The following is a 24,935-nucleotide window of genomic DNA, read 5'->3' as shown; positions in this document are numbered from 1 at the left end:
ATTCTTTTGACCATCATTCCTGATTCAATGAAGTCTATCATCCTACAGTTGAGTTTTCTGAGCGGTTTTCTGATGCAACTTTTTAGTTCCGTCCTGCCCGCCCTGGCTCAATCACGAGTTGATAGCCTGAAACGTCGGGTTACTCAACAGCCAGATGATACCAGCCAGGTTAATGCCCTGGTTGCTCTGGCCCGTACCTATGCCAACTCCAGACCGGATACCGCTTACCGACTGGCCCAGCAGGCTTATCAACTGGCCAGACAGCTAAACTACCTGTCTGGTCAGGCCCAAGGGCTCAATATGATGGGGTCTTCGCTGGGATTTTTTGGGCATTACCCCAAATCGATTCGCTTTTTACAACAAGCAGCCGCCATCAGTCGCTCGATTCAGGATTGGTCCGGCTTGTCACGATCCCTGAACAACCTGGCCATTCCCTATCAGGGGCAGAAAGACTACGATGGCGCTATCCGCACCTTGCGCGAAGCATATACCACCTATAAGTTGGCTGTGCCGGCGGGGACAATCCCCGATACGATTAATCACTACATTGTGATCAATACAAATTTGGGAGAAATCTACCTGAATAAGAATCAGCCCGATTCGGCCGATTACTACCTCACACACGTATTGCCATTAGCCAGACAATTGGGCCACTTTGATCAGGAAGCCCACGTTTTATTTTTACTGGGCGATGGGCATCGGCAACGCAGGAATACCGCAACTGCCCTGAAGTATTACCAACGGGCACTGGCTATTTCCGAAAAAGCGGATGATCTTTTCCAGAAAGCGGAAATTCATCTGCGCCTGGCCCGGCTTTACCAGCAAGTCGACCAGTCTGGGGCCAGTCTGGTGAGTGCCCGACAGGCGCTGGCCATCAGCCAGCAGATCCAGTATCTGCCCGGCATTTTGCCCGCCAGTGAGTTGCTGGTGCAGCTTTACGAAGGACGGGACAATACGCAGGCCCTGCGGTATTACAAGGTGGCGGTGGCAGCCAGGGACAGTCTGTTTAGCCAGGAAAAAGTTAAACAGATGCTGACGCTTTCCTTCGAAGAGCAACAACGCAATCAGGAAACACGGGCTGCCGAAGAAGCCTACGAAAACCAGATTCGGACCTATGGCTTGTTGGCAACGATTGCGATGGTGGCCGCGGTGGCTCTGCTGTTGTGGCGGACGAACCGGCGTCAGCAGCGCACCAACGATCTGTTGAACCGGCAGAAGATCGAACTTGATCAGCAACGTACCAAAGCCGAACAAGCCTTACAGGAACTCCGGCTCACCCAGCAGCAACTGATTCAGAAAGAGAAAATGGCCTCATTGGGTGAACTAACGGCGGGGATTGCCCACGAGATCCAGAACCCCCTGAACTTCGTCACCAACTTTTCCGAGGTTAGTGGAGAACTCATCGATGAACTTAAAGGCGAAGCTTCCGCCGGGCGGCTGGATGATGTGCTGGCGATCGCCGGCGATTTGACGATGAATCTTCAAAAAATTCAACACCACGGCAGGCGGGCGGACCGCATTGTGAAAGGCATGCTCGAACATTCCCGCCCCAGCTCCGGGGAGCGTCAGGCAACGAACCTGAACGCCTTGGCCGACGAATACCTGAAACTGGCCTATCATGGCCTGAGGGCCCAGAACAAAGACTTTACCGTTGACCTACGAACCAGCTTTGATCCGGATTTGGGACTGATCGAAGCCATGCCGCAGGAGATTGGCCGGGTGCTGCTCAACGTCTATAACAACGCTTTCTACGCCGTTCAGGAAAAGAAGAATTCCTGCCGGGATGGTTATCTGCCGACGGTTACGGTCAGCACACACCAGAACAACGGTCAAGTCCAGATCCGGGTACACGACAACGGCGTTGGTATTCCGGAATCCGTGAAAGACAAAATCTTTCAGCCTTTCTTTACCACCAAGCCCACCGGACAGGGAACGGGCTTAGGGCTCTTTCTTTCCTATGAAATCATTACGAAAGGGCATGGGGGAACCCTGGAGGTAGAAACCCGGACCGGGGAAGGGACGCAGATGCTGATCCGATTGCCAATGGCCGCTGTGTAGAGATTAAGGATGCAAAAACCTTCAAGATATACCTTTTAGAACCATTCCTACAAACTCCGTCCTTACCGATAGGGCCTTCGCTTTTGTGACTTTCTGCAGGAATGGCAAGAAAATGGCAAAGAAAACGGAGTGCCGGAGCCTTTCTGATGTAGTTTTGATCGCTTAATTGATCGATAAAGATCAGCCATATCTTCTCGGCTAAGCGTTAAATTTCGTTTTCCTACAAAATGACCAACATTCCATTTTTGCCCACAAATACGCCCGGAAGGGGTTCCGAATCATTCAATTTACTGAAAACCGCCCCGCAATAACCCCATGAAATACCTCTTTTTATTCGCGGCCATTGTTGCCGAAGTGGTGGCAACCAGCGCCCTCAATGCGTCCCAGCAGTTTACGAAACTGGTGCCAAGTCTGATTACCATCGCCGGTTATCTGATCTCGTTTTACTGGTTGAGTCTGGCCCTGCGTTCGTTGCCGATCGGGGTGGCGTATGCCGTCTGGTCGGGCGTCGGGATTGTCCTGACTGCTCTGGCGGGCATTTTTCTGTTCAAACAGGTTCCCGATACACCCGCCATTATCGGTATGATTCTCATCATTGCGGGCGTGTTGGTGATGAACCTGTTTTCTAACGTAACCGGCCATTGACCGGCATAGCCGCAAACTCAAAAAGTATTGATAAGCCCGTTGGTTGTCAGTAAGTTTGATCAGGATCGCACACCCTGTCAACCTCAACACGATGAATCAACTTTACCGTTTTTTTTTCGCTCCGGTGCTGTTCATCAACACCGCTATCATTGCTCCGGTGGTGGCACAATATATGCCGACACCCACTCCGTCTTATTACGTGACGCGCGTTAAAGATATCAACCCGTACGGAACCGGCGTCACCGGCGTCACGATCGTCGAATTTGGGGGCAAAGCGTATTTTTCGGCCAACGATGGTGTCCATGGCAACGAACTCTGGGTTACCAATGGAACGGATTCGGGTACGACCATGCTCAAAAATATCAATACGCAGGGGTCGTCCACGCCTTCGCAATTTGCGGTCATGAATGGCACACTTTATTTTTCGGCCGACAACGGCGTCCACGGACGGGAGTTGTGGAAAACTGACGGAACCGCCAGTGGAACGCAGATGGTTCGGGAAATCAACCCGTCGGGCGGTGCTTCTCCGATGAGCATGGTTGCCAATGGCAACACGCTTTTCTTTTTTGCCGATAACGGGTCGGTTGGAAAAGAATTATGGAAAACAGACGGCACGGCCGCCGGTACCCGATTGGTCAAAGACATCAACCCGAACGGAAACGCGGGCGATCTGTTTTATCCGGTGTTGTTCAACGGTAAATTGTATTTCACCGCCACCAATGGATCAAACAATTCCGAACTGTGGGTTTCGGATGGTACCACTGCCGGTACACTGTTGGTCAAGGACATTAACCCCAACGGAAGCAGTTCTCCGGCCGAACTGACTCTTTGCAACGGGCTGCTATTTTTTACCGCCTACGATGGCACCAGCGGGACTAAACTCTGGAAATCGGACGGCACGACGACAGGCACGCTGTTGGTAAAAGACACCTGGAATAGTTCGTCCTATGGCTCGGGGTCACTCAGCGAACTGACGGCGGTAAATAATACGCTCTTTTTCAGTGGGAATAGCCCGGCTTCCGGGCAGGAACTCTGGAAGTCGGACGGCACTGCCGCCGGAACGGTTTTGGTGCGGAACATCAACACGTCCGGTGATTCACAACCGTATAATCTGACGGCTTTTCAAAACCAACTCTACTTTGGGGCCGACGACGGAACGGGTTATGCCTTCTGGAAATCGAACGGAACCTATGCCGGTACGCTGAAAGTCAAGTCGCTTCCTCCCAATCATCTTCGTGCCATTGGCAGTTCGCTTTATTTCAATAACACTGGTCCCTGGAAGTCGGATGGAACCAGTTTGGGCACCCAGCCAGTATCCAGTTCATCCAGTGCCTACCGGGATCCCCAGGGATTTACCGGATTTGGCAATATCGTCCTGTTTTATGCGAACAACGAAACCAACATGTCCACCAATCCCAATAACTATGAATTGTGTAAAATTGCGCCCTGCTACGCCTGTCCGGTTGGTCGGGAGGGAGTTGGCATCGAACCAACCGTTGACCTGGCCGTAACGGTTTTGAAAAACCCGACGCCGGATGTGGTTACAGTTGAAATCCGGGGTGTCGACGGGCTGCCGCTTTCCCTGCAACTGACCAATCTGCTGGGACAAACAATCGAGTCGAAAAACATAGAAACCGCACAGTCTGCCGAACAGCATCGGTTTGACGTGCGAACAATGCCTGCCGGAATTCTCCTGCTTCGGGCCACCAGCGGACATCGTTCGCAAACCGTACGGATCAGTAAGACGGACTGAACGTACTTCTCAAAAACACATCATCCGGCTTAAAACGAAACCGGCACCGTCACCAGCGTGGTGTCCCAACCCATAGACAGGGTAGCGGTTTTAGCGTCTTTTTTGGTCAACTGAATCGAGAAATTCTCAAGCACCGTGTCCAGCTTTTGAACGGGTACGGTCACCCGGGCCACATCCAGGGCTTCATTGTAGCTATAGGCACCCCACTGGTCCACATCGGAGCTGAGGATGAGGGTCCATTCTTTTTCGGTCGGAATGGCCAGCAGCGCGTAATTCCCCGCTTTCACTTTTTTGTCACCAAACGTCACATCCTGGTAAAATTTGATTTCCGGGGCTTCGTTGGCACCCACCCGCCATACCTTCCCATACGGTGCCAGCTTGGTTCCGAAAATTTCACGACCATTTTTCGCCGGACGGCTGTAGGTAATCCGCACCATCGCTTTGTCGGTGCTGATCTTGGCCGGGGCGAACTTGCGGTCGTGGGCATAGTCGTCCGGGTAGTAGGCCATGTCCATCGGCGATTTGTCGAGGCCGCGGAACGTTTGGGCATTCGCCCCGGCCATTGCCAGGAAAAGGAATCCGAATAATAAAACGGTTTTTTTCATTATTAGTTGGGAAGTAAAAAGGAGAAGGCTAAAACTACGAGCAATCCTTCGTCAAACCAACGCCAGGGCCCCATCAATCCGAAAAATTGGAGTTTCGCCAAAGCGGGAGGCCACAACAAGCTCCGTACGGTCGAGGTGGGGCAGAAACAGATCGCGGGCCAGATCCGGGCAGTTGTTGTCTTTCGAGAGGTGCGATAGCAGGACGTGGCTCATGAAAGCCGGTTTGTGCTGTCTGAACAGGGCCAGGGCCTGCTGGTTGGACAAATGGCCTTTGCCACCCCGGATTCGCTGTTTCAGGAAATACGGATACCGCCCCCGGTCCAGCATGTCTTCGTCGTAGTTGGCTTCCAGAAAAGCTGCGTGACACTGGCTGAAGTGGTGAATGAGGTGTTCGCAGGGCGTGCCGATGTCCGTAAAGATCCCAACCTTCGTGTCCTGAAAATCGACCGTAAAGCTGTGGGGATCGGCGGCATCGTGGTGTTTTGGAAAAGCCGTGATGCGGAGGTCTCCAATCTGCACCGGTTCGTTGCCGTATAACGGGTTGACGGGAACACCCTCTAATGACAGGCGGCTGTTGTTCAGGGTTTTGGGGGTAATGTATACCGGTAGTTTATACTTCCGCGCCAGTTGGGAAAGACCGCTGATGTGATCCGAATGTTCGTGGGAAATGAAAATGGCTTTTACTGTCCGGAGTGACAACCCCAGCCGCTGAAACCGGGTTTCGATCTGGCGGCAGGAAAGACCGACATCGATCAGAACGGCTTCCTGCTCGTTGCCCACATAATAACAGTTTCCGTTGCTGCCCGAATTGAGGGAGGAGATAAACAATGGCATAGACTTGTAAAGTTATCAAAAAATACGCGCGGATTGATAACGAAAGCCACCGTTTGGTGATAAATAAATGAGCCGGAGCGAAAGCGCCGGAGCTGGAACCAAACGAATGTCGAAAAGCCATGTTAACCGCCAAAACCAACTTCAACCACGCCAAATTGCCCCGTCTGGGGGCTGTTGTCAACCTGCCGGTATCGCAGTTGTTTTCACCAAAACGGAAATTCATTGTAACGGCTTATCCGCTTTATGACAATGAAACCGGCATTCACACCTGCTACCTGAGGGCGCTGGACAATGGGCAGGAGGTGCGCGTTTCGGGTTTCTACTGCCATCTTATTGCGTGAGCGGACAGAATCGCGTCAGAATGCTGCGAGATGGCTAACGGCTTTTTGATGCGAAGCCTCGAACCTGGTCAATAATTGCAGGTATTTTTCATGCATGTGTTCGTAGTGGTTTAGCCCGGCGCCGGCGTATTTTCCTTGCAGGGCTTTATTCTGAGCATTCCGGTTGCAAACCAGATTCCGGCAAACGCGTTCAATCTGCTTTTCGTAATAGTGAATGAGCCGTCGGTCCCACTCCTGTAAGGGGGTGTTAGCTGGTTTTTTGGTGAATGGAGGCCAATCAGCCAGCACTATTTCCCACTCCTTCTGAAGATTTTGCAGGTGTGGACTGATTATTTGCCCGTCGAATCCATCTACCGGAAGTTTCGACAAGGGACCACCATCACTCACCGAGGCTTCCAGGAGCGTGAGGCCACCCGCTACAAAATTAGATAAAAGGTCAAAAGCCGCTTCGTAATCATTGGGGAAGCAAATTAAATTCTTCCATTCAATCCCCGCCCGAATCCCATGTATGATCAGTACCATTCTTCTGCTTTTGGCTACGTAATGGGTCCGTTTAAATACTAAATAAAGCTATCGGTTTGCGGGATAAGTCACAAATAAATGGAGAATTTAAATACCGATGGTCCATCTGATTGATGTCGATTTGGAGAGATTGTCGGCGTTCATCGACAGCAGAAAGGGGCTTCAAAAACAAATCCCGGCCAAAAAGGCCGGGATGTTCCACTTACCAATCTCTATTAATTACAAGCAGTACAGGTGTACTGCTTCATCTATAAGAGGGGAATAAAGTGCTTTTATCACCTTTTTTTGGAAAGTTTTTTTTGCTTTTTTTTGTAATAGGCAGATAGTCAAGTAGTAACAATATGTACATAAGACATATTAAATCCGCATTTCGGCAGGTACGCAACGGATTTATTCTGGTGAAACCGCCCGGTCTGACTCCGCTTTGACCACCGTGACGGTCGCCGATCGGGCGGCTGGTATCACCGGCCCGTCCTGAATGTCGCGAACCGGTAGCGCGGCCCGTGGTCCGATGGCTTGCGGAAGAACTCTGTTTGACGAGCCGATTTTGTGGTACGTGCTGTCAAAATAGTCAAACCGGACTTCAATCTGATGGTAGGCGTATAATTCCGAAGTGTTGGTCAGCGTAAATCCGTGCACATTTGTGGGGCTTCCCGGCGAATGTGCTACATCGCTTTTGTTCCAGACCACCCGATCGATCAACAAGTCGCGGTAGGCATCCGCGTGGTCGAGATCCGGGCTTTTTTTCGATTGGCAGGCGAAAGCGGTAAGAAATAACAGACAAAGCAGCGGTTTCATAGAATCTGGTTTCGGAGGATACGGTTTATTGGACCGGCTTATTTTTGCCCCAAAACTACAAAGCCCGGCTGCAACTGCAACCGGGCTTTGTCAGGATTATCTATCGCAATATGAGATGAACTCAATCAAAGATATACGGATAAATTTTAAAAAGGACTATGCAAAGCAAGGTCGGAATGGCAATTTTAAGTAACTAGGGGCCTAAAGGACTGATAAACACGACCGGTGACGCCCCTTTTTTCATTATTCCAAATTATTTTTTTTGTGAACAAAACACTTCAATAACGTGGTTTAAGACAGTATGCGCTATAATCTGACCGAATTGATTGCCCGGGGGGAAGGCACCCGGCTCGAATTTAAATCGACCATTCATACGGCCTACCGCATTGCCCGAACGCTGACTGCTTTCTCCAATACATCGGGGGGGCTGCTGCTCATCGGCGTGTCGGACGATGGGCGGGTGTCAGGTATCGAGTCGGAATTATACGAAATGCAGAAAATCGAGAAAGCCACCGATCTGCTGATCGACCCTGCCATTTCGGTCAGTTACGAAGTTATCAACGAACTGGGCCGGCAGGTGATTCTGATCGAAGTGGCGGAAAGTGATGAAAAACCGCATTATGCCATCGATGAAAAAGGAAAAAAAACCATTTATGTCCGGGCGAAAGACAAATCCGTGCCGACCAATAAGCTGATTCTGACCAATCTCGTGACGCCCGACGGCCCGTTGCTGCAATCGTCCAACGTCCGCAATCTGATCCAGGTACTCCGGAAAACCGACTTCATTACGGCCAAGCAATACGCGCAACTGGTCAATATTTCCGAATACCGGGCCAGCAAACTGCTCCACCAGTTAACCGGACAAGGCTTGCTGTTGATGGTCGATAAACCCCGTCCCGTGCGGTTTTCGCTGAAAATCAGTGAATAATTGATCCGGTTGTCTAGCCCGAGAGCTTTTAGATACCTCTTCAATGTCGTAAGACCATAGGCGGAATGAAAATCGCCCGGACTAAAATCCGCGGGTCCGTGTATCTTTGCGGGCGAAAAAACCGCATCATTCCCGAATGGCTGTCGATAAACAAAGCATCACTGATTTTTTTACGGGCTTACAGGACCGGATTTGCCAGGCACTGGAAACCGCCGACGGCTCCGGCCGGTTTCACGAAGACCTCTGGAAACGCGCCGAAGGGGGCGGTGGCCGTACCCGGATCATCCAGAACGGCGATGTAATTGAAAAAGGAGGAGTTCTGTTCTCTGCCGTCCACGGCCCGGCATCCGACGCGGTGCTGAAACAGATGAAAACGACCGAACCGGCTGATTTTTACGCCACCGGCGTTTCCATCGTCATCCATCCACACAGTCCAATGGTGCCGATTATTCACATGAATGTGCGGTATTTTGAACTCAGTACGGGCGCGTGCTGGTTTGGGGGCGGCATCGACCTGACACCCCATTACGTCGACGCCGACGATGCCCGCTGGTTTCATCAGTACCTGAAAACCGCCTGCGACCGGCACGGTCCCGACTATTATGCCCAGTACAAAAGCTGGGCTGACGAGTATTTTTTCATCCGCCACCGGGCCGAAACCCGCGGCATTGGCGGTGTTTTCTTCGATTACCTGCGCCCGGCCGACGACGATCACAAGGCGGCTTTGTTTGACTTTGTGCAGGAGGTCGGCAATTCCTTTGCGCCGATCTACACCCATTTTATGCAGAAAAACCGGGCGTTGCCGTTTGGCGAAAACGAGAAAAAATGGCAGATGCTGCGCCGGGGGCGGTATGTGGAGTTCAATCTGGTTTGGGATCGGGGCACGAAATTCGGGCTGGAAACCAACGGCCGCACGGAGTCGATCCTGATGAGCATGCCCCCGCAGGCCAACTGGTTATACGACTACCGGCCTGAACCCGGAAGCCGGGAAGCCGAAACGCTGGGTTTGCTAAAAAAAGGAATTGACTGGGTGTAGAAAAGGCGCGGCAGAAACCGGCATTACCTTTCGATGCGCACCCCCCGACCGGTTTCTAGAATCTCCAGATTCCAGCCTTTGGTGAGATCGGTTTTCAAAAAACCGTTTTCAATCGCCAGCGGACTCTCGATGTTGTTGTGGTAGAGCTGCCCGGTTCCGAGACCCTGTGGAATGGGATTTTTGAACTGGGCGGTGTATTGCGCAATGGCATTCAGCCCGATGTTCGATTCGAGGGCGGAGGTGATCCACCAGCCAATGCCGAGCCGGTTGGCAATTTCAATCCATTGGGTGCAGTGAATAAAACCGCCCAGGAGCGTGGGTTTCAGGATAATATAGTGCGGCTGGATCTTTTTCAGCAACCGCATTTTTTCCACGTATTCCATGTGGCCGATCAATTCCTCATCGAGCGCAATCGGGATGGGCGACTGGCGGCAGAGTTCGGCCATCAGATCCGGTTGCCCTGGCCGGATGGGTTGCTCAATGGAATGAATATCGTACACGGCCAACTGGTTGAGTTTGTCCACCACATCGTCGGGACTAAAAGCGCCGTTGGCATCCACCCGCAGCGTAATCTGGTCGGCACTAAAGCGGGAGCGAATGGACTCGAGCAGGTCACATTCCTGCCGAAAATCGATGGCACCGATCTTTAATTTGATGGTCGTGTAGCCCGCTTCAAGTTTTTCTTCAATCTGCCGGCGCATGAATTCCGGTTTTCCCATCCACACCAGGCCGTTAATGGGCAGGGTTCTGGCGCCTTTGGCAAATTCGGAGTCGAAAACTGTCCGCTGTCCGCCGTTGAGGTAATCGTGCATGGCGGTTTCAAAGCCAAACTGGATCGACGGAAGCCGGTCGCTGATGAGTTGCAACACAATCGGGACATTCCAGTGAAAAAGCTGAAGGTCCAACTGGTTGAAAAGCTCGCAGGTATGACGCAATTGATCGACAAAATCAGGGCGGTCGTCAATGCTCAGTCCACGGAGTGGAGCGCACTCGCCCCAACCGACCACAGACGGTTCTTCATCGTCGCGAATGCGGACAAAATAGCTGTCTTTTTGCGTTAGCGTGCCTCGTGACGTTCCGGCCTCGAACGTAAAATGCAATGTGTATTTCAGGAAGTCGGCCTTGAGACTCATAGTGACAGATAAGGAACGGCATTCATCATTAAAAGTAGTAATTTTGGGTGTTACTGAATAGGCTTGTTAATAAATTATTACGTAAAACTTAGTGTTTAACCGATTGCTGAATCCCCTTAACTGGCTTTACGGCGCTATTACTGACATCCGTAATGCGCTGTATGACAGGCGTATTATCTCAGTGTTAAGGCCGTCCATCTATACCATTAGTGTAGGAAACATAACAGTGGGAGGAACTGGCAAAACGCCACACGTCGACTATTTGGTTCGTTTGTTGAAATCGTTCGGGCCGCTGGCCACACTGAGCCGGGGCTATGGCCGCCGAACTAAAGGCTTTCGTCTGGCAACAGATGCTGACACCGCCGATACCATCGGCGACGAACCCCTGTTGCTGTATCGGAAACACGGACACAACCAACGGGCCGAGCAACCTCCGGTTCTGATTAGTGTAGGTGAAAAACGCGCCGAAGCAATTCCGAAATTATTGAAAATAAATCCTGATTTACAGGTGATTGTACTGGATGATGCCTTTCAGCATCGACCTGTTGAGGCACATTTGAACCTGTTGCTGACGGATTACAACCGGCCGTTTTACGACGACCAGCCGTTTCCGGGCGGACGCCTGCGCGAACGGCGACACGGTGCCCGGCGGGCGGATGCGGTTCTGGTAACCAAATGTCCCGACGGGTTGAACAGGACCGACCAGCAGGCGATTCAGGATCGAATCCGGGCGTATGGCCGGGCCGATGTGCCGGTTTTTTTTACGGGCTTCCGGTACGGTGATCCGATTAATTTTGTGAACCCATCAATCCGAACGGGCCTGAAAAGCGTAGTTTTGGTATCCGGCATTGCCCGGCCCGAATCATTGGAGAGGTATGTCAAAAGCCATTTTTCACTGGTGCGTCATTGGCAGTTTGCCGATCATTACCGGTATACGGCGGCTGACCTGAAACGCATTCTGGACGAATTGCCGGTTGATGCAACGGTTCTGACGACAGAGAAGGACTTTGTCAAACTGGCGCCGTTGCTGGCCGAAACCGGGGCCGATGCTTCGCGGTTTGCGTATCTGCCGATTGACGTACAATTCCTGGAAGACGAAGCGTTATTCCGAGAATTGATTCAAAAAAGCCAGCCGCAACGGGTTTAACCAGCCGCGATAAGTTGTTAAAAAAAGCTAATTACCGCAAAAAGTAATCACCGCGAATCAATAAATTGACGGAATCCCAGTTCAGACCATATGACCCGATTTGTTTTACTGCGTGTAAGTATCCTGCTGTTTTGGTTTACCTCACCGGCCTGGGCGCAGTTGCCCACCCGCCTTCCGAACTTCCCGCAGGGCGGCAACCGGACCGGAGGCCAGCCGACCACAACGGGAGGGGCGGGGGCCAGCGCGGGAGGGGCCATTCTCGACGACTCCACCAAACTCATTTATGGACCCAAGACAACCCGCTTTTTCCTGGAAAGCGACATTCTGAACAACCGGAAAGCCTTGATTCCCATCGATACCACGCTGGAAGGCATTCAACAGACCAACTATGTCAATCGGTATAACAACCTCTATACGGATTTGGGAAATCTGGGAACGGCCCTGCGACCGGTTTTTTACCAGACACCCGCCATTGGCTCCCAAACCGGTCTGAGCGCCTACGGATTATACGGGTATCAGACCCAGAACGTCCGGTATTTCGACACGCGATCGCCCTACACAAACATGTATCTCGTGCTGGGCGGACGTGGGCAGAACATCGTCAATTTCGACTTTACACAAAACATCAGCGAACGCTGGAACCTCGGTTTCAATCTCCAGCGGATGACGTCGGATGTGCAGTTTGGGGGAACCACCGCCGTTTCGTCCGGTACCCAGCGCCTGGCCGAAAACTGGAATTTTGTTGTGCATTCCAATTACCGGTCCAAAAACGGCAAATATACCTTGCTGGCGCATTACAACAACCTCAACCACCGTTCGCTCGATCAGGGTGGCGTAATTGAACCGGATTCCAGTTCGTCCAATATTGCCAATCCTGACCTGGAGCTAAGACCGGTTTTGTCGACAGCCAACTCCCGCGAAATCCGCAACGACCTCCATCTGTATCACCAGTACGTTCTGGATACGGCTTTTCAGCTTTACAACATCGTTGATTTTCGCGCCCAAAGTTACCGGTTTACCGACACGGACATAACCGACAATTTGTTGCCACCCGACTCGTCGAATCTGACCCGAAAACCTTTTTACCCCCGCTATTATTTCGACAATCTGGAAACCCGGCAAACCACGCTGTTTCGGCTGATCGAGAATCAGATTGGCATCAAAGGCCAGTTTTCGGCGCGCGGATCGGCTTTCAACTACCGCGCCTGGCTCCGAAACCGTTATTACAGCCTGGAGAACCGCTTCAACATCGGGCGGCTGGTGCCGGATTCGAGCTATAAAAGCAGTCGGCTCGAAACGTTTGTGGGCGGTTGGCTGGGCTACTATTTTCCGGACAGCCTGACGCGGGTGACGGCTGAAGTGGAGTATTTGTTAGGCCGCGACTTCCGGCTTCAGGGGCGTCTGGAAAGCCGCTTGCTGACAGCCGGTTACGAAAGTGTCTTTGCCTCACCAACGCTGATCCAAAACCGGTATACAAGCAATATTTACCAGTGGGACCATGAAGGAAGATTAGCAACCCAGTTCAATTTGCGGGGCACGCAACATGCCTATGGACAATTGAATCTGAAGCTGGGAAAACTGGTTTTAAGCCCTGGAATGGATTATTATCTGCTGACAAATTATATTTATTTCGACACGGCAGCAGTTCCGCAACAGCTCTCGGATGCGTTCAGTATTTTACAAACCAGTTTGGGCTGGCAGTTCCGGGCGGGCAAATTTACGATGGCAGGGCAGGGCTACTACACGCTGGTGTCGAACGATGACGTGCTGCGGATACCGACTTTGCTGGCGAATGCCCGGTTTGAATACAACTTTTTGTTATTCAAGAAATTGTATGTGCTGGCTGGAGTTCAGTTTCATTACAAGTCCGCGTATTTTGCCGACCAGTATATGCCACTCACCCAGCAGTATCACTTGCAGAACGAAACCAAACTGGGCGATTATATCATGGCCGAACCGTATGCCAACTTGCGGATCAACCGGGTGCGGCTTTTTCTGAAACTGGCCCACGCCAACCAGGGCCTGTTCGACCAGATTTATTACAGCGCACCGTATTTTCGGACCATCAACCGGTCTTTTTCCTTTGGGGTTCATTGGTTACTATTCGACTAAGTCCTGACTATGAGAGTATTACACATCCTGAACGGCGACGCAACCGCCGGAGCCTTTGCCGAATCGAACATCCTGGGAAATGCCGATCAAACGGATCTGATGGTCTGGCGGGAAGCGATGTCGGAGGGGCCGGTGAAGGCGGATGTTCAATCGGTTCACGAACTTTGGCGCATTCGCCGGGTATGGCACAACGTGACGGATGACGAGCCTTCCGATTACGATCAGCGGGTGGTGCAGGCGTTTGAAAAGCTGGCGGTTCCGACCGACTACGATGAAATTTATCTCTGGTTCGAGCACGATTTGTTCTGTCAGATCAACCTGGTTTTTCTGCTTGCGCAACTGGCGCAGCGACCACTGGGAGCCACCAAAATCAAACAGATTTCGGTCGATTCCTTTCCGGGAGAGCCGTTTTTCAAAGGCATTGGGCAGTTGAAGGGAGCCCAGTTGGCGACCTTGTTTTTACAGGCCGAAGCGTTGACGCGTCAAGATCTGGAGGTGGCCGGAGCGGTTTGGAATGCCTACGCCAGCCCGGAGCCGCTGGCCATTCAGCAACTTCTGGGTGCCGATTTTGGCCGATTGCGGTTTTTGCGAAACGCTTTGATTCTGCATTTGCAGCGTTTTCCGTTCACCGAAAACAACCTGAATCTGATTGAACATATGCTGACCGCCACGCTGATGGAAGGGCCGATGCCGGAAGCCAGCCTGATCGGGCGGTTTTTGCAACAGGACCGCGACTACGGAATTACCGACCTGAGCGTGGGAGAAACCATTCGCCAACTGAACGGAAAACTGTGGGAATATACCGAAGCGGGTGTCAGTCTGACCGAAACCGGTGCCGACATCATTGCCGGACGCCGGGTGCTCAACCCGGCGGAGCGCTGGCTGGGCGGCTATTACCAGACGTCTGATTCCCCGTATCGGTGGGACCGGGAACAGGAAAAACTGATTGAGCTGTGATAACGACTCTAGGCCTGGAACTTCCCACCGATCCGCGCTGGGTCGATATTGCCAGAATGAACCTCGGCGATATCCTGATCGATCACGCCTTTTGCGAACAGAAAGCCGCATCGTCCTGCATCTCGCTGATCGTTCAGTTTCCCGAACGTGAAAAGCTGGTGGAGGTGCTGACGCCCGTGGTGGCCGAAGAATGGGGGCATTTTCAGCGGGTCCTGAAAGAACTTCGCAAACGGAATATTCCCTTGGGAAAACCGCGTAAGGATGAGTATGTCAACCAGTTACTACAAGTTCTCCGCAAACCGGGTGACCGCAACGAGCAGTTGATGGAAAAACTGTTGTTGAATGCCCTGATCGAAGCCCGCAGCGCCGAACGTTTCAAGCTGTTGTCGGAAAATCTGACCGACGAATACCTGCAAAAATTCTACCGCGAGTTGATGATTTCGGAAGCCGGGCATTACCGGAATTTTATTGAATTAGCCGAAGAATACAATCCGAAAGAAAAGGTCCGAAAACGCTGGAAAGAACTGCTGGAAACCGAAGCCGGGATTATGAAAACGCTGGAAGTCCGCGCCGACCGGTTTCACTGACCAGGTTGGAAAGCCGTCTTTTTTAGCGTATTTTTGAGTATCACCTATTGAACAGCCAGGATAAACAACCGTCGGTTTTATCCGGAAAAAGTACATGTCATTCTTAAGTCAAGTGGCCCGCCACATCTTCCAGAACCATCAAACGCGGATGGACGACGTGTGGGTGATTGTGCCGACACGCCGGGCGGTTTCCACCTTTCAGCAACACCTTAGCCAGCAATCCGATACGCCGTTTTTGTCACCGCACGTGATGGCCGTCGACGACTTCATCATGCAGAGCGCGGGTGTTCTGCAAATCGATCCGGTCAGTCTGTTGTTCGAACTGTTTGAAGTCTTTAAAGAAATTGACGACACGCTGGAATTTGGGCGGTTTCTGAACTGGGCGAGCATTCTGCTCACCGATTTCGACCGCATCGATCAGTACATGATTTCCCCCTCCGAGCTGTTCAGTTACATGACGGCGGCCAAAGCCCTCGAACGCTGGCGACTCGACCTGCCCGACGGCCGGGCGGGAGCCAAACTCGAAACCGTTGGAACGCAGCGGTATTTCAAGCTGTTCGAAAACCTGCAAACCGCCTACGAGGCTCTGCACGAGCGACTTTTGTCGAAAGGCTGGGCCTATCGGGGGATGGCATACCGGTTACTGGCTAATCAGGTGGAAGACCTGGTGCGCGACAATCCGGCGTATGAAAAACTGTATTTTGTGGGATTCAATGCCTTGAGCCGGTCGGAAGAGCAGATTGTGAAAACGCTCCTGAAGGCGCAGAAAGCCGAAATGCTGTGGGATACCGACGCGTATTACATGCAGTCGAAGCGGCAGGAAGCCGGGAAAATGCTGCGGAACTACAAACGGGACGGCTGGAGTGGCCCCTGGACTTGGGAAGGAAATGGCCTCACCGAAACGCCCAAACACATTCAGGTCATCGGCGTTCCGAATGCCAGCATGCAGGCCAAAGTCGCCAGCCAGATTTACCGGCAACATGCCGATTCTGAAACCGATGCCGGAACGACGGCCTTGATTCTGGGCGACGAAACCTTGTTGTTACCGGTTTTGTATTCGATGGGTGGCTCAGTGACGGATCTGAACGTGACGATGGGGCTTTCGTTGCAGAATTCGCACCTGTTTACGCTGGTCGATGCCCTGTTCGAAATGCAGCGAACCGTGGCGGCTTTTCAGAAGAAAGACGGCAGCGGCACGGTCTACATTCCCAAATTCAACCACCGGCACGTTGTCAAAGTTCTCAATCACCCGTTTATCCGGCAGTATGAATTGACGGGTTTGAAATCGTCGGCGGGTTCGCCAAACCGGATTGTTCAGAAAGCCATCAACACCATTATGACGGACAATCTGGTGTATCTGGACGAAAAGCAGTTGCTGGCGATGGGCGAAAACAGCCCGCTGTTTCAGGTGTTGTTCCGCCGTTGGCCGGACGATAAACCGCTGGTGGTCATTCACCAGTTTTATGCGTTGATCGAGGTGCTGCGGGAGGTGTACACCGAGCAGCAGGACGCCATCGAAACCGAGTATCTCTACTTGTTCCAGAATCTGCTTCGCCAGTTGGAAACGACGCTCGAACGCGAACAACGGAATGAACTGGTGACGATCAAGAGTCTGAAGCAGTTTCTGTATGAACTGATCCGGCAAACCAGCATCCCGTTTGAAAGCGAGGGTGGCAGTGCTTTGCAGGTAATGGGAATGCTCGAAACCCGGGCGCTGGATTTTGAGCACCTGATTATTTTGTCGGTGAACGAGGGAATCCTGCCCCAGTCGCGGAAACTGAATTCCCTGATACCGTTCGATGCCTGCGTGGAAGTCGGTTTGCCGACCTACCAGGATCAGGAATCGGTGATGTCGTACCACTTCTACCGGCTGTTGCAGCGGGCCAGAAAAGTCTCGCTGCTCTATGTTACTTCCGCCGATGCTTACGGAACCAGCAAGGGCGAGAAAAGCCGGTTTATCCGCCAGATCGAACACGAACTGGTTCCGGCTTCCGGCGGCAATGTGACCATCAGCTACCCCAGCGTGCGGTTTGGCAAGGCGGCCGATCAAAAATCGGCTTTGTTACCCTACGATACGCTCGAAATTCCGAAAAGTGACGCGATTCTGGCGAAACTGCGGGAGGATCTGATGGGGAAATTCAGTTCCGCTAAAAACCGGGTGTTCGGCGGAATGTACCCGACTTCGCTGAATAATTTCATGAGCTGTTCGCTCAAGTATTATTTCAGCCGGGTGATCAGCATGCAGGAAGACGACGAGGTCAGTGATGAGATGGATGCCGCCGAGTTCGGGCAGTGGATTCACAACACGCTGGAAGCCCTCGATCAGGAATACCGCATGGCGGGAGCGGAGGTGACGACCGAACGGGTTGTCGAAAAATTGAAGCTGAAATACGAAGAAGCGTTTGTGAACCGCGTGACCGAATCGGGCATGAACCGTCTGCTCTACAAGGTGGCAGAAGACCTGATGGTGCGGTTCAATGCCCTGCAGGTGGAACGCTACGGGAATAACCTGGAGGTTTTGCAAACGGAAGAAGAGTGGGATACCGAGCTGGAGGTCGAAACCGCCATCGGGCCATTGCGCATCCGGATTGCCGGGAAAATTGACCGGGTCGAGCGACTTCGACAACCCGACGGTACGGTGCTGATTCGGGTGGCCGATTACAAAACCGGGAAAATCGAAGCCCGGGACGCCGATGTCAAAACCATGGAACTCCTGCTGACCGACGCCCAGAAAGACAAGGCGCGGCAGTTGTGGTTATACCAGTATCTGGTGTACAAAAAGATGCTGCAAAACAAGGGATTGCAGTTTGGCAATGAGTGGATCGATGGTACGAACACCCGGGTCGTGGCCGGTTTTTACTCGTTCCGCAACATGGAAGGCGGTTTTTTGGAGAACAAACTGCATCTGGGTACGCCCGAAGAATTCGTGGTTGAAACGGAAGTTCACCTCCGCAAAATCATCACGGATTTGTTCGACACCGGCCAGCCTTTCCAGAAAACCAGCGACAAAAAGATTTGCGAATGGTGTGCGTATCGAAAACTGTGTGGCAGGTAAGATTAAATTAGAATACCAAATATCAAATGATGAATGTCAAATGTCAAACTCACAGATTGGCAACTCCTTTTACATTTAACATTCATCATTTGATATTTGGTATTCCTTAAAAGCGGGAAAGTTCTGATAATATCACCCTCTTTTTTTATGAAAAATAGCTGGTTTTTCCTTCGAGGTTTCATTGAGCAAAATCGCTTCCTGCAACAATTCCCGGATCAGGTCTTCGTTTATGGAGTCAGCCTGCACAATTAGTGACTTGACCGTTCGGCGTCCCCGGCCTTCGAGCGCACCCTGTTCATTGGCTAATTCGTAGCCTCTCAGGAAACAAAGATCGACGGCGACCTCGGGTGTTCGGAGCGGATTGAGGTAACACAAATGGCCTTTGTGGAAATAAAAGGGCACGCCCCAACTCATTTTTTCCTGAACTTTGGGGGACGCTTCCAGGATTAATCGACGTATTTGGTCCAATAGGCGATGAATTTCGGGTGTTTGTCGATTAATGTAATCTTCAACTGTCATGGCTTGTTGTAATGGAGTAATTTCGGTGCTAAGTTAGCTGAAAAATCAGATTCCGACAGTAGGCATACGGTTTGATGCAACTTTCTCAATGGGCGCAATGCCGCGTCCGCTTCAACATACTATCTCTGTGAAAAGGTGGATTGCTATTATTTTGGTGGTGCTGGTAGTTGGTGGCATCATTTATTACAATAAGTCTTCTAAAAAGCAACCGGGCGAAGCAGCCGGTGGCGGTCGGGGAGGAGCTCCCTCCGGGCAGGCCGGCGGTGGCCGGGCGGGCGGTGGTGGTCCGACGGCGGTCAATGTTTATGTGGTTACTTCCCAGAATCTGAAAGACGAAGTGGTGGCTACGGGTTCCCTGCTGGCTTCAGAACAGGTAGATATCTATCCCGAAATTTCCGGAAGAATTGTCGAATTGAACATTCAGGAGGGACGGGCCGTTAAACAGGGTACGTTGTTGGTGAAACTATACGATGGTGATTTACAGGCACAAATGCTGAAGCTCAAATCGCTGGAAGAAAATAACCGTCGCATTGAAGAGCGAAACAAGCAATTGCTGGAACGGGGCGGTATCAGCCAGCAGGAATACGACATTATCGTAACGAATCTGAAAGGAACGCTGGCCGACATCGAAGTGACGAAAGCCGCGCTTCGCCGGACCGAAATCCGGGCACCTTTTTCCGGAACCATTGGTTTACGGAATGTGAGTTTAGGGGCGGTGGTAAGTCCGAATACGCTGATTGCCAGGTTGCAACAGACCAATTCAATGAAGCTGGATTTTTCGGTACCCGAGAAATACAGCCCATCCGTAAAAGTGGGTAGTGTGATCTCGTTTCAGGTCGACGGCCTGGACAAAACGTTTAACGGATCGGTGTATGCCATCGAACCCGGCGTTGAGGAAGCCACCCGGAACCTGCGCATCCGGGCGCGGGTAGCCAACAATTCGTCCAGCTTGCGTCCCGGAACGTTCGCCAAAGTAAGTCTGGTGATCAATAATGCCCAGGCACTCGTCGTTCCAAGCCAGTCGGTGATTCCGCAAACGCGCGGCAGCCAGGTGGTGGTGATCGAAAACGGAAAAGCGGTTTTTAAAGATGTGAAGATCGGATTACGGAACGCCAGCGTTGTAGAAATAACGCAGGGCTTGCAGAAGGGGGATACGGTGGCAACGACCGGCCTGATTTTCCTGCGACCTGAAGCACCGGTAAAAGTGGCTAAAGTGGACCGGTTAACGGGTCAAAAGCAACCGGAGCAAGGTTCAGCAGCGGGTAATAGTGCGAGTATGAATTAACGAACTAAACCAATGAGTCTACCTTCATTAAGCCTTCGGCGACCGGTTTTCGCCATGGTTATGTCGATTGTCATCATCCTTTTCGGTGTCATTGGCTTTACATTTCTGGGCGTTCGTGAATACCCGGCTATCGATCCGCCGATTATCTCGGTTCGAACCAGCTACGTGGGAGCGAACCCGGAAATTATCGAATCCCAGATTACCGAGCCGATTGAAAAATCGCTCAACAGCATCGAAGGCATTCGGACCATTTCATCGACCAGCGCACTCGGAAGCAGTAACATCACCGTCGAGTTTGAACTGGGGGCCGACCTGGAGCGGGCCGCCAACGACGTGCGGGATAAAGTAGCCCAGTCGCAGCGGCAACTTCCGCAGGACATCGATGCCCCTCCGGTCGTGAGCAAGGCCGACGCCAACTCGGAACCGATTATCTTCCTGCCTGTTCAAAGCACAACCCGAAATCCGATGCAGTTGTCGGATTATGTTGAAAATGTGTTGCAGGAACGTCTGCAAACCATTCCGGGGGTTAGCCAGGTGATGGTATACGGACTGAAAAGATCAGCCATGCGTCTCTGGATCGATCCGCACAAACTTTCGGCTTACCGACTGACCGCGCAGGATATTCAGGAAGCCTTAAACCGTCAGAATGTTGAACTACCCGGCGGTAAAATCTACGGCAATAACACCGAATTAACGGTGAAAGCGGTAGGGCGGTTAACCACGGAAGAGGATTTTAACAACCTGATCATTCGGCAGACGGCCAACCAAATTATTCGGTTTAAAGATGTCGGGTATGCGGTTCTGGGGCCGGAAAATGAAGAATCGGCCGCCAAACAGAACAACGCTTCCGGAGCCATTCTGGCCCTGATTCCGCAACCGGGCGCAAACTATGTGGCCGTTGCGGATGAATTTTACAAACGTTTGGAGGATATCAAGCGCGATCTGCCGTCCGATATTCAGCTTTTGAATGGTGATGACAAAACGAAATTTATTCGCCAGTCCATTGAAGAAGTGGCCGAAACCATCATCCTCTCCTTCATTCTGGTGGTCATCGTTATTTATCTGTTCTTCCGGGATTGGCTGATCTCCATTCGTCCGTTGATCGATATTCCCGTTTCGCTGATTGCGACATTCTTCATTATGTATATCTCGGGCTTCAGTATCAACGTTTTGACGCTGCTTGGGATCGTGCTGGCGACGGGGCTGGTGGTGGATGACGGGATTGTGGTCACGGAAAATATCTTCAAGAAAATTGAAGAGGGTATGGAGTTGAAACGGGCTGCAAAAGAAGGTTCGGAAGAAATTTTCTTTGCGGTTATTTCGACTTCGGCTACCTTATCCATCGTTTTCTTACCGGTTATCTTTCTGGAAGGGTTTACCGGGCGTCTGTTCCGCGAATTTGGGGTCGTCGTAGCGAGTTCGGTGTTGATTTCTGCCTTTGTTTCCCTGACCCTGACGCCGGTTTTGAGTGTGTTGCTGGTGAGCAAAGACCAGGGGAAAGGATCGTGGTTTTATCAGAAAACCGAGCCGTTTTACCAATGGCTGGACCGGAGTTACCGGTCATCCCTGACGACCTTTATGGGACGTCGCTGGCTGGCCGTAGGCATCATCGGCATTTGTTTAAGCATCATTTTCTGGATTGGTTCTTCGCTGAAGTCTGAGTTGGCGCCCATGGAAGACCGCAGCCGCATCCGGGTGCCCATTACCGCGCCGGAAGGAACAAGCTACGAAGCCATGACCCGGATTACCGAACGGGTAAACCAGTTTGTGATGGATTCGATTCCTGAATTGAACTATACCTTCAGCGTCATTGCGCCGGGTAACTCGGCGGCAGGGGCGGTCAACTCCGGGTTTATATCGCTCAATCTGGTTGAGCCCAGTGAACGCAAACGGTCACAACAGGAAATCACGGACTATCTGGGCAAGTACCTGAGAAGCTCCAGTGAAGCCCGGATGAATGCGACCCAGGAGCAGACCATTCAGGTTGGCCGACGTGGGGGAGGGTTGCCGGTACAGTTTGTGATCCAGAACCTCAATTTTGATAAACTTCAGCAAAACCTGCCGAAGTTTATGGACGAAGTCCAGAAAGATCCGACTTTTCAGGGTTTTGACGTCGATTTGAAATTCAATAAACCAGAATTGAACATTACAATTGACCGGGAGAAAGCCACTAGTTTGGGAGTAACCGTACAGGATGTGGCCCAGACCCTTCAGTTGGCACTGAGTAACCGTCGGTTGGCGTATTTTCTGATGAACGGAAAACAGTATCAGGTGATTGGCCAAGTGGCGCGGGATGACCGTGACGAACCGGTTGACCTGGCCTCGTTTTATGTTCGGAATAATGCGGGTAACCTGATTCAGTTGGACAATCTGGTGAAATTTGCCGAGGTATCCAGCCCGGCTCAGGTGTATCATCACAATCGGTTTAAATCCGCCACCGTATCGGCTGGGTTAGCACCTGGTAAAACCATCGGCGATGGGGTGGATGCCATGAACGCCATCGCGGCCCGAACGCTCGACGAAACGTTCCAGACCGAATTGTCGGGCTCTTCCCGCGATTATGCCGAAAGCTCATCGAACACCCTGTTTGCCTTCCTGCTGGCATTGGTGTTGATTTACCTCATTCTGGCGGCTCAGTTCGAGAGTTTCACCGATCCATTCATCATCATGCTGACCGTGCCGCTCGCCATTGCCGGGGCCGTTCTTTCATTGTATGTGTTTAATCAGACGATGAATATCTTTTCGCAGATCGGTATCATTATGCTCATTGGGCTGGTGACGAAAAACGGTATTCTGATCGTTGAGTTTGCGAATGAAAAACGCAAAGAGGGCATGGACCGGTTTGAAGCGGCCATCGAAGCCTCTGCCCTCCGGCTTCGTCCTATTCTGATGACCAGTCTGGTAACGGCCTGTGGCGCCTTGCCGATTGCCTTGGGACTGGGCGCGGCAGCCAAAAGCCGTATTCCGCTGGGCGTCGTTATTGTGGGGGGGATTATTTTCTCTTTGGTATTGACCCTATTTGTCATTCCGGCCATGTACTCGTTCCTATCGCGGTATAAAATCGTGGATAATTCGGCGTACGAAGATCACCCGCAGCCGCTTCAACCGTCGCCTGAGCCTGAAAAGCCGGTCAAACGCAAAAGCGAGGAACTACACGAGGAAGAAGTTTAACAATGAAAAAACCGGCGATGAGCCGGTTTTTTCGTTTGGAGTAAAATTCATCAAACCTGTGGCGCACGCACCAGACCCGCCCCCACGTCGGTGGGATCGAAGCCGGGTTTCAAGCCTGCTTCCGTGCCCGAACCGATCAGCCGGGCCGTAAGCGTCAGGGGCGTCAGAAAACCGGTTTTCATGATTTTCTCCGCCCACAAAGCGGCCACACCCGCCACGTGGGGCGTCGCCATGCTGGTACCGCTCATCTGAACAAAACCACCACCGGGTTTGGCCGACAGAATTTTAACCCCCGGTCCGGAAACGTTAGCCCCGGTATTTGAGAACGTTGCCACTGTGAATCCCTGCGTGCTTTCACCCAGCGCTGCGACGGAAATGATGCCGTCCGACACGGCGGGCGGGCTCACTGAAATCTCAAAATCCGGATTTACATTCCGCTGGCTTTCATTGCCGGCGGCCGCAATGATGACCGTGGCCTGCGAAAACGAACCCTGTATTTTGATCAAAGCGGCAAGCCGCTCGAAGAGCTGGACATTGGCACGGTAGCCTTCCAGCGCGTAGGAAGTGGCCAGTTCAGCGGGATACCCCTCGTCGAGCAGTTGCTTGACAAAACCGGGAAAATCCATCCCCAGTGACATCGAAATGACATTGGCCCCATTCTGCCCCGCCCACTGAATGGCGCTCACGATTTGTTCGCTTGAACCCCCGCCGTTTTCGCCCAGAACCTTGCCGATGAGGGCTTTCTGAACACCGGGGGCCACACCGATCCGAAGGTTGTCGCTGATGCGGCCAAAAATCGTTCCTGCGCAATGGGTGCCGTGTCCGTTCTGGTCGCCGTTGCCTTCACCCGTAAAATCCTGCTCAATGATCTGGACGCCCGCAAAAGCCGGGTGGGCGGCATCGATGCCCGTATCCAGCACGGCCACAATGACCCCTTCGCCCGTGAAAGGCGAGGTGTCGGCACCCACGGCTTTGACGCCCCAGGCCGTAGTCTGGGCCGCTGGCGTGGCTATATTTTTTTTGCTAACGGGCTCGATCAGTTTCATGGGAATGGCCGGAGCCATCGCCAGAATGTCGGACCGGCGGGTGAGAGCCGACACCTGCCTTCGGTCAATGTTTTCGACTTCGATGGAAAGGCCGGCGGCAACCGCTTCGGCGGAACGGGGCAACGAGAGTGCGCCCAGAAAGGGATCGCGGGTGGCGGTTTGGGTGGTCCGAAGAATGATGTGTTTCTGTTTCATGGGGTAAGGATATAGTTAGAAGGGAAGACTGAACCAAATGTAGAAACAGAACGGGTTCGCCAACAGCGTAGTACTACCTGATTTATTCACCGGGACGTTTGATAGAAAACCCGGGAATAAACCGGAAAGCCCCGGCGGGACTGCTATCGCAAGTTTTTGCCGGGGTCTGGTTCGTTTTTAACGTGAAACAGGTAAATCCGCTGGTTTC

General features: G+C 52.1%; 20 protein-coding genes. 13 read left to right on the top strand and 7 right to left on the bottom strand.

The genetic code is table 11. The features are described 5' to 3' along the window. Positions 1-27: 27 nt before the first annotated feature. The 3 genes from ACS5NO_RS23720 to ACS5NO_RS23710 all read left to right on the top strand — a co-directional run bounded on the left by ACS5NO_RS23720 (position 28) and on the right by ACS5NO_RS23710 (position 4,456). Positions 28-2,058: an ATP-binding protein gene (locus ACS5NO_RS23720; protein ID WP_439417434.1), complete on the top strand. Its 2,031-nt coding sequence runs from the start codon at positions 28-30 to the stop codon at positions 2,056-2,058. A gap of 315 nt (positions 2,059-2,373) precedes the next feature. After that, positions 2,374-2,703, top strand: coding sequence for a DMT family transporter (locus ACS5NO_RS23715; RefSeq protein WP_439417433.1), 330 nt, complete (start codon positions 2,374-2,376; stop codon positions 2,701-2,703). Between the two features lie 91 nt (positions 2,704-2,794). Then, positions 2,795-4,456 (top strand): ELWxxDGT repeat protein, encoded by a 1,662-nt coding sequence (locus ACS5NO_RS23710; protein ID WP_439417432.1) that lies wholly within the window; start codon positions 2,795-2,797, stop codon positions 4,454-4,456. 29 nt (positions 4,457-4,485) lie between these two features. On the opposite strand, the gene ACS5NO_RS23705 is transcribed toward ACS5NO_RS23710, so the two are convergent. Further along, positions 4,486-5,061: a DUF2911 domain-containing protein gene (locus ACS5NO_RS23705; RefSeq protein ID WP_439417431.1), complete on the bottom strand. Its 576-nt coding sequence runs from the start codon at positions 5,059-5,061 to the stop codon at positions 4,486-4,488. A 51-nt stretch (positions 5,062-5,112) separates the two neighbouring features. Further along, complete coding sequence (locus tag ACS5NO_RS23700) at positions 5,113-5,895, bottom strand: MBL fold metallo-hydrolase (RefSeq protein WP_439417430.1); 783 nt, start codon at positions 5,893-5,895, stop codon at positions 5,113-5,115. A gap of 119 nt (positions 5,896-6,014) precedes the next feature. On the opposite strand from ACS5NO_RS23700, the gene ACS5NO_RS23695 reads away from it, so the two are divergent. Further along, on the top strand, positions 6,015-6,236 hold the full coding sequence (locus tag ACS5NO_RS23695) for a hypothetical protein (protein ID WP_439417429.1): 222 nt from the start codon (positions 6,015-6,017) through the stop codon (positions 6,234-6,236). Positions 6,237-6,251: 15 nt separating this feature from the next. Here the strand turns inward: ACS5NO_RS23695 and ACS5NO_RS23690 are convergent, their stop codons facing one another. After that, the gene (locus ACS5NO_RS23690; protein ID WP_439417428.1) at positions 6,252-6,758 is read right to left on the bottom strand and encodes a hypothetical protein; all 507 of its coding nucleotides are present in this window, start codon (positions 6,756-6,758) and stop codon (positions 6,252-6,254) included. 390 nt (positions 6,759-7,148) lie between these two features. Next, positions 7,149-7,556, bottom strand: coding sequence for a hypothetical protein (locus ACS5NO_RS23685; RefSeq protein WP_439417427.1), 408 nt, complete (start codon positions 7,554-7,556; stop codon positions 7,149-7,151). Between the two features lie 301 nt (positions 7,557-7,857). Between ACS5NO_RS23685 and ACS5NO_RS23680 the strand changes: the two genes are divergently transcribed. Together ACS5NO_RS23680 and hemF are read left to right on the top strand one after the other, a co-directional pair. After that, positions 7,858-8,484 carry an AlbA family DNA-binding domain-containing protein gene (locus ACS5NO_RS23680; protein ID WP_439417426.1) on the top strand — a complete coding sequence of 209 codons (627 nt, stop codon included), beginning with the start codon at positions 7,858-7,860 and terminating at the stop codon, positions 8,482-8,484. 136 nt (positions 8,485-8,620) lie between these two features. Next, positions 8,621-9,520, top strand: a complete 900-nt coding sequence (hemF, locus tag ACS5NO_RS23675; RefSeq protein ID WP_439417425.1) for an oxygen-dependent coproporphyrinogen oxidase — start codon at positions 8,621-8,623, stop codon at positions 9,518-9,520. A 23-nt stretch (positions 9,521-9,543) separates the two neighbouring features. Here the strand turns inward: hemF and menC are convergent, their stop codons facing one another. Continuing rightward, positions 9,544-10,653, bottom strand: coding sequence for an o-succinylbenzoate synthase (menC, locus tag ACS5NO_RS23670; protein ID WP_439417424.1), 1,110 nt, complete (start codon positions 10,651-10,653; stop codon positions 9,544-9,546). 91 nt (positions 10,654-10,744) lie between these two features. Here menC and lpxK point away from each other — a divergent pair, with 91 nt between their 5' ends. The 5 genes from lpxK (at position 10,745) to ACS5NO_RS23645 (ending at position 18,511) form a co-directional block, all read left to right on the top strand. Continuing rightward, on the top strand, positions 10,745-11,800 hold the full coding sequence (gene lpxK / locus ACS5NO_RS23665; protein WP_439417423.1) for a tetraacyldisaccharide 4'-kinase: 1,056 nt from the start codon (positions 10,745-10,747) through the stop codon (positions 11,798-11,800). Between the two features lie 90 nt (positions 11,801-11,890). Next, entirely contained in the window at positions 11,891-13,912 is a 2,022-nt protein-coding gene (locus tag ACS5NO_RS23660; protein WP_439417422.1) for a putative porin, read from the top strand. A 9-nt stretch (positions 13,913-13,921) separates the two neighbouring features. After that, positions 13,922-14,869 carry a DUF1835 domain-containing protein gene (locus tag ACS5NO_RS23655; RefSeq protein WP_439417421.1) on the top strand — a complete coding sequence of 316 codons (948 nt, stop codon included), beginning with the start codon at positions 13,922-13,924 and terminating at the stop codon, positions 14,867-14,869. Then, on the top strand, positions 14,869-15,456 hold the full coding sequence (locus ACS5NO_RS23650; protein WP_439417721.1) for a MiaE family protein: 588 nt from the start codon (positions 14,869-14,871) through the stop codon (positions 15,454-15,456). The genes ACS5NO_RS23655 and ACS5NO_RS23650 overlap by 1 nt, the downstream gene beginning before the upstream one ends. Positions 15,457-15,550: 94 nt before the next feature. Then, positions 15,551-18,511, top strand: a complete 2,961-nt coding sequence (locus ACS5NO_RS23645) for a PD-(D/E)XK nuclease family protein (RefSeq protein WP_439417420.1) — start codon at positions 15,551-15,553, stop codon at positions 18,509-18,511. Between the two features lie 132 nt (positions 18,512-18,643). Here ACS5NO_RS23645 and ACS5NO_RS23640 read toward each other — a convergent pair whose 3' ends face one another. After that, on the bottom strand, positions 18,644-18,979 hold the full coding sequence (locus ACS5NO_RS23640; RefSeq protein WP_439417419.1) for a DUF1801 domain-containing protein: 336 nt from the start codon (positions 18,977-18,979) through the stop codon (positions 18,644-18,646). A 178-nt stretch (positions 18,980-19,157) separates the two neighbouring features. Here ACS5NO_RS23640 and ACS5NO_RS23635 point away from each other — a divergent pair, with 178 nt between their 5' ends. Together ACS5NO_RS23635 and ACS5NO_RS23630 are read left to right on the top strand one after the other, a co-directional pair. Beyond that, positions 19,158-20,315: an efflux RND transporter periplasmic adaptor subunit gene (locus ACS5NO_RS23635; protein WP_138990787.1), complete on the top strand. Its 1,158-nt coding sequence runs from the start codon at positions 19,158-19,160 to the stop codon at positions 20,313-20,315. A gap of 12 nt (positions 20,316-20,327) precedes the next feature. Further along, positions 20,328-23,486: an efflux RND transporter permease subunit gene (locus tag ACS5NO_RS23630; RefSeq protein ID WP_439417418.1), complete on the top strand. Its 3,159-nt coding sequence runs from the start codon at positions 20,328-20,330 to the stop codon at positions 23,484-23,486. A 50-nt stretch (positions 23,487-23,536) separates the two neighbouring features. Here ACS5NO_RS23630 and ACS5NO_RS23625 read toward each other — a convergent pair whose 3' ends face one another. Beyond that, positions 23,537-24,727 carry a S8 family peptidase gene (locus ACS5NO_RS23625; protein WP_439417417.1) on the bottom strand — a complete coding sequence of 397 codons (1,191 nt, stop codon included), beginning with the start codon at positions 24,725-24,727 and terminating at the stop codon, positions 23,537-23,539. Positions 24,728-24,935 lie beyond the last annotated feature (208 nt).

It is taken from the genome of Larkinella fluvii, assembly GCF_051857545.1.
Classification (GTDB): Bacteria; Bacteroidota; Bacteroidia; order Cytophagales; family Spirosomataceae; genus Larkinella.
This window is presented reverse-complemented; position numbering and strand designations above follow the sequence as displayed.

Bases quoted from the DNA above. Each gene is read 5' to 3' on its own strand.
- ACS5NO_RS23660 (WP_439417422.1), top strand. From the start codon at position 11,891: ATGACCCGATTTGTTTTACTGCGTGTAAGTATCCTGCTGTTTTGGTTT.
- ACS5NO_RS23645 (WP_439417420.1), top strand. From the start codon at position 15,551: ATGTCATTCTTAAGTCAAGTGGCCCGCCACATCTTCCAGAACCATCAA.
- ACS5NO_RS23685 (WP_439417427.1), bottom strand. From the start codon at position 7,556: ATGAAACCGCTGCTTTGTCTGTTATTTCTTACCGCTTTCGCCTGCCAA.
- menC (WP_439417424.1), bottom strand. From the start codon at position 10,653: ATGAGTCTCAAGGCCGACTTCCTGAAATACACATTGCATTTTACGTTC.
- ACS5NO_RS23655 (WP_439417421.1), top strand. From the start codon at position 13,922: ATGAGAGTATTACACATCCTGAACGGCGACGCAACCGCCGGAGCCTTT.
- ACS5NO_RS23625 (WP_439417417.1), bottom strand. From the start codon at position 24,727: ATGAAACAGAAACACATCATTCTTCGGACCACCCAAACCGCCACCCGC.
- ACS5NO_RS23680 (WP_439417426.1), top strand. From the start codon at position 7,858: ATGCGCTATAATCTGACCGAATTGATTGCCCGGGGGGAAGGCACCCGG.
- ACS5NO_RS23700 (WP_439417430.1), bottom strand. From the start codon at position 5,895: ATGCCATTGTTTATCTCCTCCCTCAATTCGGGCAGCAACGGAAACTGT.
- ACS5NO_RS23720 (WP_439417434.1), top strand. From the start codon at position 28: ATGAAGTCTATCATCCTACAGTTGAGTTTTCTGAGCGGTTTTCTGATG.
- ACS5NO_RS23695 (WP_439417429.1), top strand. From the start codon at position 6,015: ATGTTAACCGCCAAAACCAACTTCAACCACGCCAAATTGCCCCGTCTG.
- ACS5NO_RS23630 (WP_439417418.1), top strand. From the start codon at position 20,328: ATGAGTCTACCTTCATTAAGCCTTCGGCGACCGGTTTTCGCCATGGTT.
- hemF (WP_439417425.1), top strand. From the start codon at position 8,621: ATGGCTGTCGATAAACAAAGCATCACTGATTTTTTTACGGGCTTACAG.
- ACS5NO_RS23710 (WP_439417432.1), top strand. From the start codon at position 2,795: ATGAATCAACTTTACCGTTTTTTTTTCGCTCCGGTGCTGTTCATCAAC.
- ACS5NO_RS23690 (WP_439417428.1), bottom strand. From the start codon at position 6,758: ATGGTACTGATCATACATGGGATTCGGGCGGGGATTGAATGGAAGAAT.
- ACS5NO_RS23705 (WP_439417431.1), bottom strand. From the start codon at position 5,061: ATGAAAAAAACCGTTTTATTATTCGGATTCCTTTTCCTGGCAATGGCC.
- ACS5NO_RS23715 (WP_439417433.1), top strand. From the start codon at position 2,374: ATGAAATACCTCTTTTTATTCGCGGCCATTGTTGCCGAAGTGGTGGCA.